This window comes from Alteromonas sp. ABH4_454, from assembly GCF_056311775.1.
The window spans coordinates 3,187,713-3,203,779 of the sequence record NZ_CM149972.1 but is presented as its reverse complement, the minus strand read 5'-3'; the positions used below and the strand labels follow the sequence as shown (position 1 = coordinate 3,203,779).

The following is a 16,067-nucleotide window of genomic DNA, read 5'->3' as shown; positions in this document are numbered from 1 at the left end:
TAAATGTATCCGAGCTCAAAAGCCGGAAAACATCCTTTTTATTTTTACTTATCGTAAAATTGGCAAGGGCTGTATATAAAAACAGTACCTGCTTTACTTGTTATAAGTAAGCATCGGGGTGAATTTTGTTTACCTTCCATTCACCATCTTCTTTAATCAAATCAAGGCTTCGAAGGTCTTCTACCTTGTCGCCATTGTAGTTCCCGCTTAAAAACACCGTAATGGTCGACTTTTCTGAAAATTCGTTTCTGCCAATCTTACCTGCACTTTGCGGGGTTACGGTCACAGTGTCGTACATTAAATTAAGCAGATGTCGTTGAACGTTACTATTGGTGTGGTATCGCGTCAGTATGCGCGACATTTTTTCACTGGATAGGCGTATTGCTGTGTCAAGATTGTCGTCTTCGTAAACACTTTTTAGGAACATAACTGTGGTGTATTCAGGTGTGCTTTCATCAAGCATGCCATAACGCCCAATTCCTTCTTTTTTCTCACCACAAGCCGATAAAATCAAAACTGTAAAAAGCCCTAATAGGACGTACCACATACGCGTTTTCATTTGGGTTACCTTAATATAAAGAGGTCCGTTTCTTATTGATAGTTTCATATCTTAACTAAGTCAATGTAACGACTGCCAAGAAGTTTACTAAGCGGATTATTCACAAAAACCTGTATAAAAGCAAAGCGACGATAGGATTTTACAAATTGTTGTTATAAAGAGGTTTTATTTGAAGCATAAAAAACGAGGCACCGGGCCTCGTTTTAGCATTATTGAAATTGAAGGGCAGTTATTGCACTTCTTCTTGCTCGTCGAATGCACCAGCAAATAGTGGGCTGCTTAAGTAACGTTCTGTACCACTTGCTAGCAGTACCACAACCACTTTGTCTTTATTTTCTGGGCGTTCAGCAAAACGCTTAGCGGCAACAACGGCAGCACCAGAAGAAATACCCGCAAGAATGCCTTCGTCGGTCATTAGCTTGCGCGCCATGTCCATACATTCTTCGTTGGTTACTTGCTCAACTTCGTCAATTAGGTCTAAGTCTAGGTTACCTGGAATGAAACCTGCGCCAATACCCTGAATTTTGTGTGGACCAGGGGTTAGTTCTTCACCCGCAAGCGCTTGTGTAATTACTGGTGAGTCTGTTGGCTCAACGGCAATAGACGTAATTGCTTTACCTTTTGTGTTCTTAAGGTAGCGGCTTACACCCGTTATAGTGCCGCCAGTACCTACACCTGCTACGAATGCATCAACTTTACCATCGGTATCTTCCCAAATCTCTGGGCCCGTTGTTTTTTCGTGAATAGCGGGGTTAGCCGGGTTGTCGAATTGTTGAAGCAATACATATTTGTCTGGGTCTGACGCAACAATTTCTTGTGCAGCAGCAACGGCACCTTTCATACCTTTTGGTGCTTCAGTAAGAACAAGGTTTGCGCCTAATGCTTTTAATAGCTTACGGCGTTCAAGGCTCATGCTGCTAGGCATGGTTAGCGTTAGCTTATAACCGCGAGAAGCAGCAACAAACGCTAAAGCAATACCCGTGTTACCACTGGTAGGCTCTACAATTTCTTTACCTTCGGTAAGGACGCCGCGCTTTTCAGCATCCCAAATCATGTTAGCGCCAATACGGCACTTAACGCTGAAACTTGGGTTACGCGATTCAATTTTTGCGTATACATTACCTGATGTTACGCGATTTAGCTTAACTAGTGGCGTGCGGCCAATAGATAGGGAATTGTCGTCAAATACGTTCATTATAAATCCTTACCTCGTTCCTTATTTTATAGGAAACCCCGTCTGTCGTGATCTGTACGACCTTTTTAGTAGTTAATAATTCAACGCGTGTGATAGTTAATAATTCACAGCCTGAATTAGGGGATTTCGTCATACCCCTATATCATTGGTCCCAATCAGTAAAATGCAAAGTGCTTTTTAGCTATATGTTATATCTATGGGCAATCGTGAGAAGGCCTTGATATTATAGTTAAAATTGCAAAGACGAAAAATTATACGGAGTACAACAATAATGGCTTTCAGTGGCACGTCTAATTATATCGCAACCAAAGACTTACAGCTGGCGGTTAACGCTGCCATCACGCTAGAGCGTCCGCTTCTAATTAAGGGCGAGCCAGGCACGGGTAAAACCATGCTAGCTGAAGAGTTGGCAGAGAGTTTAGGCACCGAATTAATTCAGTGGCACATTAAATCAACCACCAAAGCGCAACAGGGTTTGTACGAATACGATGCAGTATCACGGCTTCGCGACTCTCAACTTGGCGATGATCGCGTTCACGATATCAGTAACTACATCGTTAAAGGTAAGTTGTGGGAGGCGCTTAGCGCAGAAAAGCGCCCGGTACTATTAATTGATGAAATTGATAAAGCTGACATTGAGTTTCCCAACGACTTGCTGTTAGAGCTTGATAAGATGGAGTTCTTCGTATACGAAACTCAAGAACGCGTAGTCGCGAAGCAGCGTCCGATTGTTATTATTACATCGAACAACGAAAAAGAGCTGCCAGATGCTTTCTTGCGCCGCTGCTTCTTCCACTACATCCAATTCCCTAACCCAGACGAAATGCAAGAAATCGTCAATGTGCATTTCCCAGACTTAAAGAAAAAGCTGCTTGATGAAGCGTTAAAAGCTTTCTTTGAAATTCGCGATGTACCAGGGCTTAAGAAAAAACCTTCTACCTCTGAACTTATCGACTGGCTTAAGCTTTTAGTTGCTGAAGATATTCCACCTGAGGCGCTGCATTCAAAAGACGGTAAAGCAGCTATACCGCCGTTATACGGCGCATTGCTTAAAAATGAGCAAGACATCCATTTGTTTGAAAAACTGGTCTTTATGGCGCGTCGCTAATGCTTATTCAGTTTTTTTATACGCTGCGAAAATATCAGGTCAAAACTACGCTACGCGAAATGCTTGATTTACTGAAAGCGTTAGAGCATCACGTGGTGTACGCCGACATCGAAGCTTTCTACAGCTTGTCTCGTACCATTATGGTGAAAGACGAAACCCAGTACGATAAGTTCGATAGGGCGTTTGCTGAGTATTTCGAAGGGGTAGAGTCTATCGACTTATTCGGTAAAGACATTCCTGAAGAATGGCTTCGCAAGGAAATCGAGAAAAATTTAAGCCCTGAAGAGCGCGAGGCACTGCGTAAAGCGGGCGGCCTCGACGAACTGATGGAAACCTTGAAGAAGCGCTTAGAAGAACAAGAAAAGCGCCACCAGGGTGGAAACAAATGGGTTGGCACGGGCGGCACCTCGCCCTTTGGCGCGTATGGCGACAACCCAGAAGGCGTGCGAATAGGGCAAAAAGGGAATAGAAAGTTCTCGGCGGCTAAAGTGTGGGATAAGCGTGAGTTCAAAAACTTAAGTTCAGATGTTGAGCTGGGTACGCGTAACATTAAGGTGGCGCTAAGGAAGCTGCGCAAGTTTGCTCGCACGGGTGCTAGCGAGCATTTAGATGTGCCTACGACGATAGGCGAAACCGCAAAAAAAGGTGGCTTGCTTGATATTCATATGGCGCCAGAGCGTCATAATGCGGTTAAAGTGTTAATGTTTTTCGATGTGGGTGGCTCTATGGACCCTCACGTAAAAAGCACCCAAGAGCTTTTTTCAGCCGTGCAGACCGAGTTTAAATACCTTGAGTACTTTTATTTTCATAACTGCGTGTATGAAGAAGTGTGGAAAGATAACCTTCGTCGCAATAAAGAGCGCATTCCTATTTGGGATATCATTCACCGCTATGGGAAAGACTATAAAGTTATTTTTGTAGGTGATGCAACCATGGGGCCGTATGAAATTACCTACCCAGGGGGCAGTGTAGAGCATTGGAATGAAGAGCCAGGTAGTGTATGGATGCAGCGTTTGTTAAACCACTTTAATAACGCGGTGTGGCTTAACCCACAGCCTGAAAATTATTGGCCGTATTATTCGTCTATTAAAATTATTCGCGAAATAATGGAAGACAGAATGTATGGGCTGACCCTTGAAGGGTTAACGGAAGCGATAAAAGGGCTTAGCAGAAGCCGTTGAGTCATTTAAGGGAAAAAGGCTTTTTTGCACACGCGAATACAGCGCTGGCTCTTGCTTTGCTAACTACAAACGGGTCAGATTGCGACGTTAATGATTTTGCGTTTGTCTTGATAAAGCGCGTTGACCAAAAGGTGTTACATTGAGTTCGGATGTTTATCGCTTAGCTTTCGTTTTACTTGCTGGCGGGCAAAGTTCCCGCTATAACGGCAACAAACTCTTATCAGAGCATCCGATTACAAAATTGCCGCTTGTTCAGCACAGTGCTAACGAAGTTATTCACGCTCGCGATAAAATAGTGTCGATCAGCAAACATCCAGTTACGGTTGTTACAGGCAAATGGCACGACAGCGTGAGTTCGCAGTTAGCTGAAGCTTTTTCTGGTCTACCTGAAACACCCGTTGAGGTGATACACAACACGCAGTGGGAAGAGGGGATAGCATCAAGTATTCGCAATGGGCTTTCACATTTACTAAGCCTGGCATTACAACCTAAAACGTCGCTTTCACCCACTTCGCTTCCAAAATCGCCTCTACAAACATCGTCGTTATTAGAAGGAACATCTTCGGGCACCAATCCTTCACATGTGCTTGTTACCCTTGCAGACTTGCCAAGTCTTAACACACAGGATCTTATCCGCCTTATTGATGCTTCTAAAGCTTACCCAAACCACATAGTGTGTAGCGAGTGGCAGAAGCATGGGCAGAGGGATGGGCAGAAAGACGACCAGAAGGATGGAAAGCCTAATAGTCGGTTAACGGTGCCTGCCATTTTCCCAGAGGCAATGTTTAGCGAATTATTAGCACTACAGGGCGATACCGGTGCTAAGCCAATCATTAAAAAGTATGCGAAGTTAGGGAAAGTAACGGCTGTGTCTATACCCAATGCACAAATTGATATAGACACCCCGCAAGATTGGGAAAAACTTAAACAGCGAAATTAGCCCTTTTTCTATCGCGTTTTAGGCAGTCTTCGCAAACAATTCTGCTTAAGCACTCGCTAAGCGATGAGCTGCACTTGGCCTTTGAATATAAAGAAGTCGCGCTCCAAGCATCACGGCTGCTGCACTTAAGCCTACGATGAATCCTATCCAGAACCCCGCTGCCGCCATCGGCTCAGCCGTGACCCAGTCTGTTCTTCCTAAAACTACACCCGTAGGGAGACCTATTAACCAGTACGACACAAAGGTAATGATAAACATCGCCGTAGTGTCTTTGTATCCGCGTAATGCATTGGCAGAGATAACCTGAACAGCGTCTGACAGCTGAAACAGTGCAGCGTATATAAGTAGCGCATTGGCTAGTGTGTAAACTGCATGGTCGCTGGTGTATAGCCCAATAATGAAACCTTTAGCCAACAGAGTGAAGCTCGCTGTACACGCAGAGGTGAAAAAGCCGATAAGAATAGCGGTACGGGCTGCTATTTTGGCCTGACGCTGATTTCTTTGCCCAATGCGATACCCAATACGGATCGCGGCAGCCATCCCAATACTCATAGGAAACATAAACATGAGCGCCGAGAAATTCAGGGCTACTTGGTGGGCCGCTACCGTGGTAGCGCCAAATGGTGCTAATAACAATGCAACTACTGAAAACAGCGTTACTTCGAACAAAATTGTCATGGCAATAGGTAAGCCCATTTTAAAAGTTCGGCTTATGGTTACCATGTTTGGCTTGTACAGCTGACTAAACAAATTGTATTTTTGCAGGGCAGGTGCGAAGCGCACATAGATAAAGGTTGCAATCAGCATAGTGTAAATAACAATGCAAGTAGCAATACCACAACCAGCGCCGCCCATGGCAGGCAGCGGGCCAAAACCGTAAATAAATAGGTAGTTTCCAACAATATTAGCCATCAAGCCAATTACAGTAATGATCATCGTTGGTTTGGTTTTACCTAAGCCCTCACAATAGTTTCTAAGCCATTGGTACAAAGCAAAACCTGGCATGGCAAATAGCACGTAAAGCACATAGTCTACCGTTATGCTGTGCAGCTCAGGCGCCATAGGAAAAAGCGCTACCATATTTTCAGTGAAGGGAATTAACCCTGCTATTACCAGTCCTACAGAGAAGATCAGGTAGCCGGCTTGCTGACTGGCATCAGCAATGCTGCTAATACTTTTGTTGCCTTGTAACCGCGAAATAATAGGGGGAAGCGCAAGGGCTATGCCTTGTATAAAACACAGAAGTGGTACGGTTATGCTAAACCCTAGGGCCACCGCTGCCATGTCGGTAGCACTGTAACGTCCTGCCATAATGGTATCGCTTACGCCCATTAGCATCTGTGTAATTTGCGCAACTAGCAATGGCCACGCAAGCTTTAAAATATCTCTTCCTTCTACAAGAAAGCGTTTCTTATTCACGGCAATGTGTCTCTATATAAGTCGCCAAGAGCGGCGAGGATAATGGCTAATTGTTTCGCGTAGTGCTTTGATAATTGTTTCTTGGTAAATACAGAAACAAAACCGAATCGCGAAAAAAGTGATCTAACGTAAAGCGTTTAAACTACAGCCATTTTAAAAATGAAGCGGCATAACGGGAACAGTGTCGCCAATGTTTAACTCACTTATATCCTCATGCACTACCATAAGGCAGTTGGCAGAGGTGATTGACGTCATCACGCCAGAACTTTGTGATTTAAACGGCGTGACTTCCCAATCTCCCTGGCCGTTTCTTACCATTGTTGCGCGCTGGAAATCTCGTCGACCCGCACGGCGTTTAAGCGGTGTGGTAATAGTCGCGTTCACAAAAAACGGCTCGTGGCTTTGTGCTTGGCCTTGCATTTTCTTGATAACGGGCACAACCAATAACTTGGCGGTAACAAATGAAGATACGGGGTTGCCCGGTAAACCACAAAACAAGGTGTTATTAATTTTGCCTAAAGCGAAAGGTTTTCCCGGTTTAACCGCGACTTTCCAAAAATCGATAGTGCCTAGTTCAGCGATGATATCTTTTACGTAGTCTGCGTCACCAACTGAAACACCACCGCTACTTACCATCACGTCAACACGCTCGCTGGCTTCAAAAAATAGCGTACGCAAAGAAGCTTCGTCATCTTCCACAATACCGAAATCTACAAGTTCTACGTTTTCATTGCGTAATATACTGCTCACGCCAACGCGGTTCGACTCAAAAATTTGAGTTGGTTTAAGGGCGTAACCAGGGCCGGCAAGTTCAGAGCCGGTTGCTACCACACCAACGCGGAGCTTTCGGTAAACTGCTACGGTGCTTTTTCCTTGAGAGGAAAGCAACATAAGATGCTCGGCGTGAAGGCGGGTGCCTTCACTAATTAGCGTATCGCCACAGGCAATGTCATTGGCTTTCTTGCGAATATTCTCTTTGGCAGAAGGAACTTTGTTTATGACTACAGCCTTGTCGCGGGTTTCAGTATTTTCTACCATCACGACGGCATTGGCATTATCCGGAATTGGCGCGCCAGTCATGATTTTAAACGCTTTGCCATTTTCAAGCGGCTCGTCAGCGCTCATACCTGCGGTAATAACACCTTGTACTTCTAGCTCTGCGCTATTAGAAAGGTCTTCGGTGTTAACGGCGTAGCCGTCCATCGCAGAGTTGTCCCACGGTGGAACATTGATGTGAGCGATAACATCTTCTGCTAAGATGCGGTTGTTGGCGTCAAAAATACTCACATGTTCAATGTCGCTTATCGTTTCTGCAGCGTTAAGCGCTTTAGTAAGGGCTTCTTCAAGTGAAAGCCATTTAGATGACATACCAACAACTCCAATTAATTATTTAACAGGCGGATATTACAGAAAAAAACATCCTTATACCAAAGGTTAAAGCGTGAAATAAAAGAAAGTAGCTAGCAATGCGTGTAAAGCGCAGTCACGGATTCTACCCAAGTGACATCTATAGAATTTTATCAATAACGCAGTGTCGGGATTTCACTAAAGCTGTCGAACACCCAGTCAGGTTGATAGGTAGAAATACTTTCGCCGTAATTGTAGCCATAGGTAAGGCCAATACTTTTTATGTTGGCGGCCTTTGCAGCAAGAATATCATTCTTGGAATCGCCTACCATCACACATTGTGAAGGTGAAATATTAAGCTGTTCACAGGCGTTTAAGAGGGGCAGGGCAGACGGCTTTTTCTCCGGTAAACTGTCACCGCCGATAGTAAGTGAAAACAGAGACAACAACGAGAACGAAGACAAAATAGGCTCAATAAACTCTGAAGGCTTGTTAGTTATCAATACTAGCGTATAACCACGCTGTTTTAACGCATGTAGCGTGTCAAAAACACCATCGTAAAGCACAGTGCTTTTAGTTTCTAACGTTCGATAATAGAAAAGAAATTTATCTAACGCAGTATCAACCTCTAATTGTTCACGGTTGTGGTTAATTTTCGTACCCCCACTCAACCCGCGTTCCACTAAAACCCGGGCACCATTTCCCACCCAGTGTCGTATAACGTGCTCGTCATAAGTAGGCAGTTGATAATCGCTTAGCATCTTATTTAGGGCGGTTGCCAAATCAGGCACAGAATCGACAAGCGTTCCGTCTAAGTCGAAAAGAAAGGTATTAATTTCTTGCATTACAAACTTGATTAACTAACTAGTGTAAGAAGCATAACACCGCAGTATCCATACCGCGGTAGATTTTTTAACCATCTAGACTTTTTTCAACTATTTACTCAAAATCTTGGTTGCTGATCCAAAGTACTTGATAAGGCTTCATTTGTAAGAAACCGCTGGATAGCGCTATTTCATCACGGGTGATAAGGTCAATCCAGTTATCAGTACCAATAAGATTAATGTCAGACAGCAGAATAGTTTGTTCTTCATCTGAAATATTACTAATACAGAAAATACTTTGTTTTCTGTCCAAGCTTTGGCGCCAGTAGCCAAATAATTGGTCACCAAGACTGCAAAGTAAACTGCGTAGCATTGGGGTGGAATGCAGGCTGTGCTTTACGTATGCGTATAAGCTGCGAGATTCGCGTTAATACTTTATGGTGCTGAGAAAAAGGCGAGTCTAACTGAGCCTCTAGTTCACTGAAGTCCCAACGTTTCCTATTTATAGAGCGATTTTGGCCGGTATTAGCAACCTTCTCATAATCGTTAGATGTACCAAGTAAACTGTGAATGTAAATACCTGGAATACCCTCCATACCTAACATAATGGCATGCGCACAGATAAAACGGTCAACCTGATATTTGTCCGGGCCCTTAATAGTGCCTTGCAGAGCGTCGAACAGCGTTATATTTATTTCATAAGGCTTTTGTTGCCCGTGCTCAGATGCGCGCCACGATACTTTTCCACCAAAATGCTGCATGGCATGCACTAAGTCAGATATTTCTTCTTCAGAAAGCAAGCCTTCTGCTGGGCGAAGTCCAATGCCATCGTGGGATGCAATAAAGTTGAAATAAGCCGTGCCGTTTTGAGCCGGCGGCATACTCATCATCCAACTTTTCAAGTACGAGCAATCACCAGTCACCAAGGTGTTAACAAGTAACGGGGGAAGTGAAAAGTTGTAAATAGCGTGAGCTTCGTTTGCATTACCAAAATACGTTAAATTTTCCCTGTTAGGAATATTGGTCTCGGTAATGATGATGATGGATGGGTCTACATGCTCAATAAGGGTTCTTATTAAGCGAATAACCTCGTGGGTTTGGAATAAGTTGATACAGTTTGTACCTACAATTTTCCAAAGAAATGCAACGGCATCCAGGCGGAAAATCTTTGCGCCTTTGTCGATGTAAAGCTTAATAATATCAATAAAGGCCAACAGTACTTTCGGGTTTCTAAAGTCAAAGTCAACTTGGTCATGACTAAAGGTACACCAAACGTGTTTAGTACCGTTCGCAGTTTCTGTTTCGCGAAGTAATGGCGACACGCGAGGGCGCGTCACCATAGATAAGTCATCGCTCGGGTCGGCGGTGAAGAAAAAGTCAGATCCCGGACCTTCACCTTTGATAAAGTTATCGAACCACACGCTTCTTGCAGAACAATGATTGATTACTAAATCTGTCATCAGTCCGTAATCAGCGGCTATGGCTTCAATATCGTCCCATGAGCCTAAAGATTCGTTCACGGTGGAATAATCGATAACCGAGAACCCATCGTCTGAACTGTACGGAAAAAATGGCAAGATATGCACGTTGTTCACCGTATTCTTACAGTAGCGATGCAGAAACTTGTTTAATGTAACCAGAGGGCGCTCACCGTCGTCAATAACGCTATCACCATAGGTAATCATGATGATGTCGTCTTCATCCCAATAATTGTGGTGTGACTTAGGTGACGCAATGTCGGTTTGCTGCTGAATGCCTATTGTATTCATTAAATCCGTCGCTAGCGTCTCATAAGAGACGTCTAGCGCTACATCAGCATAAATGCTTTCTAAATGGTGCTTTACTTTGTCATGGAGATGATCCCATGCCATATTACTTACTCCATATATTCTGCAGTATCGGCTTCAACCGCTTCTAATAATCGTTCTAAAATATCTGGCACCGCACTGGTTACGCGGTTCCAGCTTGGTATAAACGGTGTTTCCATCGGGTTTTCTAAGAAGTTTTGCCCCGCTTTCATTATATTGCTGGCGAACATCTCTACCGCTTTTTCTTCGCTATGAATGTCTAAGTTCAGTCCATTCATTACCGCGTCATTGTGATAAGTTTCTATAAAGTCTAGCGCAATTCTGAAATAGGTCGCTTTAATCGAACGGAACATTTCATTGCTAAACGTGTAACCTTGCGTAGCGAGCTTTCTGAAAATTGCCTTTGTAATGTCGATAGACATTTTAGACAAACCACCCTGGTCATTATTAAGCGAAAGGTCTTGGTGTTTATGGTCATAAATATCGCATATATCTGCTTGGCACAGACGATTGTGTGAATAGTTGCGGTGCATTTCCGACAACACGCCAATCTCTAAGCCCCAGTCACTTGGTATACGAATATCGTTTAATACATCTCTTCTAAACGAAAATTCACCCGCAAGTGGGTAGCGGAAGCTGTCCATAAACTCCAAGTATTCGTTATCACCCATTATACGTTTTAGTGCACGAAGTAGGGGGGTGACCAGAAGACGTGAAACACGACCGTTAATTTTGCCGTTTGCTACACGTGCGTAATACCCCTTACAAAATTCATAGTTGAACATAGGGTTAGCGACAGGGTAAATAAGCTTGGCAAGCAAGTCTTTGTTGTAAGTAACAATGTCGCAATCGTGTAATGCTACAGATTCTGCTCTGTTAGAGGCTAATACATAGCCCATGCAGTACCAAACATTACGGCCTTTACCTAACTCTTTAGGTGCTAGACCTTGTGCTTGAAGTTCTTCGTCAAGCGCTTTAAGACGCGGACCATCGTTCCAAAGTACTCTGTGATGCTGAGGTAGCTTTCCAAAGAACTTGAGCGCGTGTTTGTACTGTTCTTCATTGGCTCGGTCTAAGCCAATAACAATTTCTGATAAATAGGGAACGCCAGTGAGTTCGTTGACAATATGCGGAAGTGCATCACCTTCTAGTTCTGAAAACAGCGAAGGAAGAATAAGTGCCATAGGGCGCTTTTGTGCAAACTGTAATAGCTCTGTTTCTAACTCTTCGGTAGGACGACGAGCCAAGTTATGTAACGTAGTAACCACACCATTTTGATAAAAATCAGCCATGTGTCCTCCTGATCATAGGGATAATAATTGGGTAAGCATTTCGTTCCAGCCTTCAGGGCCGGTTAGGGTGCTGGTATAGACCTCTTCTTTTTTTACAGCTGGCGGAGGATTTACCGGTGATAAAATGCGAATTGGGACGTGCGCTGCTTCAAGCATTGCAACATCATTTTTACCATCGCCAAGGGCAATAGTCTTTACTTTAGTGGTATGTTGCTTTTGATATTCACTAGCCAGCCATTTTAGCGCTTGGCCTTTATCGCAATTACCTGAAATATGAATAAAACGGCCGCCCTCTAGTGGAAAGGCACCGCGATCTTTTACAACCTTTAAAAATCGCTGTTTCTCTTCGTCACTGCCCAACCATAAAACGGGTTCGCCGAACTGACGCTTAGCTGCAAGTGATGCAGAACGCTCGTCTAGGCCTGTACATTCTTGAATTTCTGCGTTCGACATTTTTGAGAATTGCTTGTATTTTCCCTCAAATTCGCTGCCAATTTTTTCCAATAATTTAATCCAGTAATTTTTATTGGATATAAACGCTTTACACCAATAGCCATCTATCCAAACCGTGCCACTAGGCTTTTGTTTAAAAAAGCCATGGGGGATGAAAATAGCAGCACCATTTTCAATAATAAACGGCCCATTTAAGCCAATTCGTTCACGTAATGGCTGTAATTCAGCAAAGGTTTTACTGGTGGTGGGAATAACGGGAATGTCTTGTGCTTCTAATGCCGTTAAAGCCGGTTTCGCCGCCTCAAAAGAGTAGGTATGGTGGTCTAACAGCGTGCCGTCCATATCGGTGAAAACAAGCGTTTTCGTCATCGTTTTACGTCCTGTTTAGTTATCGTTCTTGTTTCATCAAGATAAAACACGGTATCGCACTTTTCAGGCAAATGCGCTAATGCGTGTTCAGTGATGCGCTGATAGTGTTGCACAAAGTTTGCCACTTCTTCATCAGACATGACGCCGTCGCTATCAATGGAAGCTTTTTGGGCAAGTTTGTGTTCTTGTTCTAACCGCCATTGATAAACACAATCGAAACTGGGTGCTTTAAGCATGATGCGATAGTCAATTTTATCGAAGAGTGTTTGGTAATCACCCGCTAATTCAGTATTAACGAACGAACGCCAAATGCTTAGTGGATCTTCAACTTCTTCAAGGTGATTCACGGGTCGTTTTAATTCGTTCGACGCCTGAGGAGGCGCACCTACACACCATCCTTCTAGTATGATGAAATCAGGTGAAGATTCTATGACAGGCCACTGCTCTTGCGGGAATGGGTTATCTGTTGCCTTGTTAAAACGAGGTAGGGATGTTCGCGTTCCCTTGGCTAAACTACGAAGCGTATTTAAAGCTAAAGTTACGTCATGTGTACCCGGTACACCGCGTGTTGCGAGTAGCGGATGCACTTTAATTGCTAGCGCGTTTCGCTGAGATTGGTCGTAGTAAAAGTCATCAATAGACAGTGAAACAACTTGTTTATTATGTACTGATGAGAGGAAAGATTCGATAAAACTGGTCAGAGTAGATTTACCTGAGCCCTGACTTCCATTTATACCAACAATAAAGGGTTTTGTTGCACCTTCTTGGTGCTTTAGCAGCTGCTTACATAATGGTGTGAACCATTTTTGTGCAGTTTCTGCATAGCTACTTGGCAATTGGTGCGTCGTTAAAAAGCTATGTATATCCATGTTGTCACCTTAATCAATGCAGAATTCGCACGTTCTTCTTGATTAAGATAACAACATTTGTGCCAATCGGGTAACTTGGTAGGCACCCGAAGAGTTACTTCTTATTTGCTACGATTACGGCCCGTTGTGGTGCAGGATAACCTTCAATGGTGCGAGTAATATCTTCTTGATCGAGAAAATCTTTCAAAGATTGTGATTCCATCCATGACGTTGCACGTTGTTCGTCTAGGGTAGTGTGGTTAACATCCACAACGCGGATATTTTCAAATCCCAGGCGCCCTAGCCATACAGAAAGAGCGGCGGTACTGGGTAAAAACCAAACATTTCGCATTTGCGCATAGCGCTCACCGGCCATTAGTACAGTGTTTTCGTCACCATCAACAACAAGGGTCTCAAGTATTAACTCTCCACCTTTCCTTAGCTGATCTTTAAGCTGCTGTAGAAAGGCAATAGGATCTTTGCGATGATAAAGCACACCCATTGAAAATACAGTGTCAAAGGCTTTCAATGGCTGCATCTCTTCAATGCCCAATGGCAAAAAGTGGATGTTGTCACAGGGTGTTGTGGAATTACTGATAAATTGCTTAATGGCGTGAAACTGGATAAGAAACAATTGAGTAGGATCTATACCCACTACTTTTTCGGCCCCTTCACCAAGCATACGCCACATGTGATAGCCACTACCACAACCTACGTCTAAAACGTTTCGGCCTTCTAAAGAGGTAATGTGAGGCGCTACACGGTCCCATTTCCAGTCTGAACGCCACTCGGTATCTATGTGAATGCCATGCAGGTGGAAAGGGCCCTTACGCCATGGCATAAATTGTTTTAGCAAACCTTCTATTTGCTTTTGCGTATATTCGTCAACGTCGTCTTTTGTGCCTATCGAAACGCTCGATGAAAGGTCAACATGGCTTGGAGAGGTCGATGGCAGTTTTCCAAGCATCCGGCACCATTTATCAAATTCGCCGTGCTTTGCGTTTCGCTGCCAGTCGTCCATTTGAGCTGGAAGGGTTTGCAGCCAATGCGAAAGAGGGCTGTCTATCAACGATTTGTAGCAATCGTTAAACCAAGTCTGTTCTAGTTTACTCATAGTCTTCTTTATATGTATTGAAATCGAAATAACACGAAGCTTGAAATGCGCTAGTGCCTAACTTTTAATGGCGACCATGGACGTAAAGTTATAGCACTTGTACCACATCACTACATCTGTAAACCCTACTTTTTTCAGGCGCGTTTCATGTTCACTGAAGGTGTCGGTTAACATGACTTTCTCTAGCGCTGCGCGTTTTTGACTTACTTCTAGCTCGCTGTATCCATTGTCGCGTTTAAATTGGTGGTGTAAGTCTACAAGTAATTCGTTTCCATTGAGGGTAGGGTGACGAATTTTTTCTGACAATACTAAAAAACCGCCTGGGTTTAACCCATCGTAAATGCGCTTTAATAGTGCTTCGCGGTCAGCTGGTGGAATAAACTGTAAAGTAAAGTTCATTACAACCATGGACGCGTTACTTATCTCAATATCTTGTGCAAAGCCATGCTGGATAGAAATAGGATTTGGAAGTGAAAACGTTTGAACAACACGCTTACAGCGTTCAACCATGGCTTCAGATGCATCTACACCTATGATTTTACATGTTTCGCTAGGCAGCGCCCTAGCTACAGATAGACTCGCAGCACCTAAACTACAGCCAAGGTCGTAAACCACAGAATTTGAAGTGACTGCAGTTTTAGCCAATTCACCTATGGTGTGAACAATCGTTTCGTACCCGGGGACTGAACGCTGAATCATATCAGGAAACACATCAACGACAGACTCATCAAATTTAAAGTCATCTACTTTATTGAGTGCCTTTGCATAAATATTGTCGTGTTTCTTCACTGTGAATCTTCTATTAGCCAATTTGGGGCGCAATTTTACCGTCTGATACGTAAATGCCAATGGAAAACGCTAAATTTGTTAGTTTTTTACAGGATTTTTGGGTTTTAGGTCTTTTCGTTACTGGTCTAAAGTATTAATCTATAGTCATAATACAAAAAGGAAGCAGTAACGCTAATGACGAGAATTCTAGTAGCAGACGATCACCCATTGTTTCGCGAGGCATTGAGCGGCGCGTTGGAACCTTACTTTGAAAATGCACAAATAATTCAAGCCGGAAGTTTGGACGATGCATTAGCAAAACTTAACGAATTCGACGGCGTTGAACTAGTGCTTCTTGATCTTAACATGCCAGGCGGTGAATATTTTAACGGCCTTATCACATTACGCGAACAGTATCCAAACATCCCTATCGGTGTAGTCTCAGGTAGCGATACGGTAGAAGTGGTAGCACAAGTGATGAGCTTAGGCGCACAGGGTTTCATCCCTAAAGTATCGCAAACGCGAGAAATTGCACAAGCTATCGTAGATATCATCGGCGGTAAGAAATGGCTTCCAGAAGGTATGGAAGAAGAGCTTGAAAAAGTTGATGATGAATTGAAAGTGTTACTTCAGCGCTTCCGTGAGCTAACGCCAAAACAAATTCAGGTGCTTTCGTACTTAAGAGCCGGTTTGATGAATAAGCAAATTGCTCATGAAATGAATGTTACTGAAGCAACTATCAAAGCACATATCAGTGCCATACTGCGTAAACTAGAGATTAATACACGTACGCAGGCTGTGTTATTAATGGATAAGCTTCAGCTTAGCTAAGCGCACTTCAC

14 protein-coding genes and 1 pseudogene are annotated in these 16,067 nt (G+C 43.6%); 4 read left to right on the top strand and 11 right to left on the bottom strand.

All coding sequences use genetic code 11. The features are described from left to right. Nucleotides 1–100 precede the first annotated feature (100 nt). Together ACYX4W_RS13995 and cysK are read right to left on the bottom strand one after the other, a co-directional pair. Entirely contained in the window at nucleotides 101–559 is a 459-nt protein-coding gene (locus tag ACYX4W_RS13995; protein ID WP_476073581.1) for a nuclear transport factor 2 family protein, read from the bottom strand. Nucleotides 560–788: 229 nt separating this feature from the next. Next, complete coding sequence (gene cysK / locus ACYX4W_RS13990) at nucleotides 789–1,754, bottom strand: cysteine synthase A (RefSeq protein ID WP_014949690.1); 966 nt, start codon at nucleotides 1,752–1,754, stop codon at nucleotides 789–791. A 271-nt stretch (nucleotides 1,755–2,025) separates the two neighbouring features. Between cysK and ACYX4W_RS13985 the strand changes: the two genes are divergently transcribed. The 3 genes from ACYX4W_RS13985 (at nucleotide 2,026) to ACYX4W_RS13975 (ending at nucleotide 4,983) form a co-directional block, all read left to right on the top strand. Next, complete coding sequence (locus ACYX4W_RS13985) at nucleotides 2,026–2,862, top strand: AAA family ATPase (RefSeq protein ID WP_476073580.1); 837 nt, start codon at nucleotides 2,026–2,028, stop codon at nucleotides 2,860–2,862. Further along, nucleotides 2,862–4,043, top strand: a complete 1,182-nt coding sequence (locus ACYX4W_RS13980; protein WP_476073579.1) for a vWA domain-containing protein — start codon at nucleotides 2,862–2,864, stop codon at nucleotides 4,041–4,043. The genes ACYX4W_RS13985 and ACYX4W_RS13980 overlap by 1 nt, the downstream gene beginning before the upstream one ends. 139 nt (nucleotides 4,044–4,182) lie before the next feature. Continuing rightward, entirely contained in the window at nucleotides 4,183–4,983 is an 801-nt protein-coding gene (locus ACYX4W_RS13975) for a nucleotidyltransferase family protein (protein ID WP_476073578.1), read from the top strand. A gap of 45 nt (nucleotides 4,984–5,028) precedes the next feature. Here the strand turns inward: ACYX4W_RS13975 and ACYX4W_RS13970 are convergent, their stop codons facing one another. The 9 genes and pseudogenes from ACYX4W_RS13970 to cmoA all read right to left on the bottom strand — a co-directional run bounded on the left by ACYX4W_RS13970 (nucleotide 5,029) and on the right by cmoA (nucleotide 15,246). Next, a complete protein-coding gene (locus tag ACYX4W_RS13970) occupies nucleotides 5,029–6,402 on the bottom strand; it encodes an MATE family efflux transporter (RefSeq protein WP_476073577.1) in 1,374 nt (457 codons plus the stop codon). 153 nt (nucleotides 6,403–6,555) lie between these two features. Continuing rightward, nucleotides 6,556–7,770 carry a molybdopterin molybdotransferase MoeA gene (gene moeA, locus ACYX4W_RS13965; RefSeq protein WP_476073576.1) on the bottom strand — a complete coding sequence of 405 codons (1,215 nt, stop codon included), beginning with the start codon at nucleotides 7,768–7,770 and terminating at the stop codon, nucleotides 6,556–6,558. Between the two features lie 152 nt (nucleotides 7,771–7,922). Next, nucleotides 7,923–8,594, bottom strand: a complete 672-nt coding sequence (locus ACYX4W_RS13960; protein ID WP_476073575.1) for a phosphoglycolate phosphatase — start codon at nucleotides 8,592–8,594, stop codon at nucleotides 7,923–7,925. A 94-nt stretch (nucleotides 8,595–8,688) separates the two neighbouring features. Then, nucleotides 8,689–10,444 (bottom strand): annotated as a pseudogene (locus tag ACYX4W_RS13955) (sugar phosphorylase). Nucleotides 10,445–10,449: 5 nt separating this feature from the next. Continuing rightward, nucleotides 10,450–11,673 carry a glycosyltransferase family protein gene (locus tag ACYX4W_RS13950; protein ID WP_474806535.1) on the bottom strand — a complete coding sequence of 408 codons (1,224 nt, stop codon included), beginning with the start codon at nucleotides 11,671–11,673 and terminating at the stop codon, nucleotides 10,450–10,452. A gap of 12 nt (nucleotides 11,674–11,685) precedes the next feature. Continuing rightward, on the bottom strand, nucleotides 11,686–12,495 hold the full coding sequence (locus ACYX4W_RS13945; protein WP_474806537.1) for an HAD-IIB family hydrolase: 810 nt from the start codon (nucleotides 12,493–12,495) through the stop codon (nucleotides 11,686–11,688). Next, entirely contained in the window at nucleotides 12,492–13,364 is an 873-nt protein-coding gene (locus ACYX4W_RS13940) for a kinase (RefSeq protein WP_474806539.1), read from the bottom strand. The genes ACYX4W_RS13945 and ACYX4W_RS13940 overlap by 4 nt, the downstream gene beginning before the upstream one ends. A 94-nt stretch (nucleotides 13,365–13,458) precedes the next feature. Beyond that, on the bottom strand, nucleotides 13,459–14,457 hold the full coding sequence (gene cmoB / locus ACYX4W_RS13935) for a tRNA 5-methoxyuridine(34)/uridine 5-oxyacetic acid(34) synthase CmoB (protein WP_474806541.1): 999 nt from the start codon (nucleotides 14,455–14,457) through the stop codon (nucleotides 13,459–13,461). A gap of 57 nt (nucleotides 14,458–14,514) precedes the next feature. Next, on the bottom strand, nucleotides 14,515–15,246 hold the full coding sequence (cmoA, locus tag ACYX4W_RS13930; protein WP_474806543.1) for a carboxy-S-adenosyl-L-methionine synthase CmoA: 732 nt from the start codon (nucleotides 15,244–15,246) through the stop codon (nucleotides 14,515–14,517). A gap of 174 nt (nucleotides 15,247–15,420) precedes the next feature. Here cmoA and ACYX4W_RS13925 point away from each other — a divergent pair, with 174 nt between their 5' ends. Beyond that, the gene (locus ACYX4W_RS13925; RefSeq protein ID WP_179983573.1) at nucleotides 15,421–16,056 is read left to right on the top strand and encodes a response regulator transcription factor; all 636 of its coding nucleotides are present in this window, start codon (nucleotides 15,421–15,423) and stop codon (nucleotides 16,054–16,056) included. The last annotated feature ends 11 nt before the right edge of the window (nucleotides 16,057–16,067 follow it).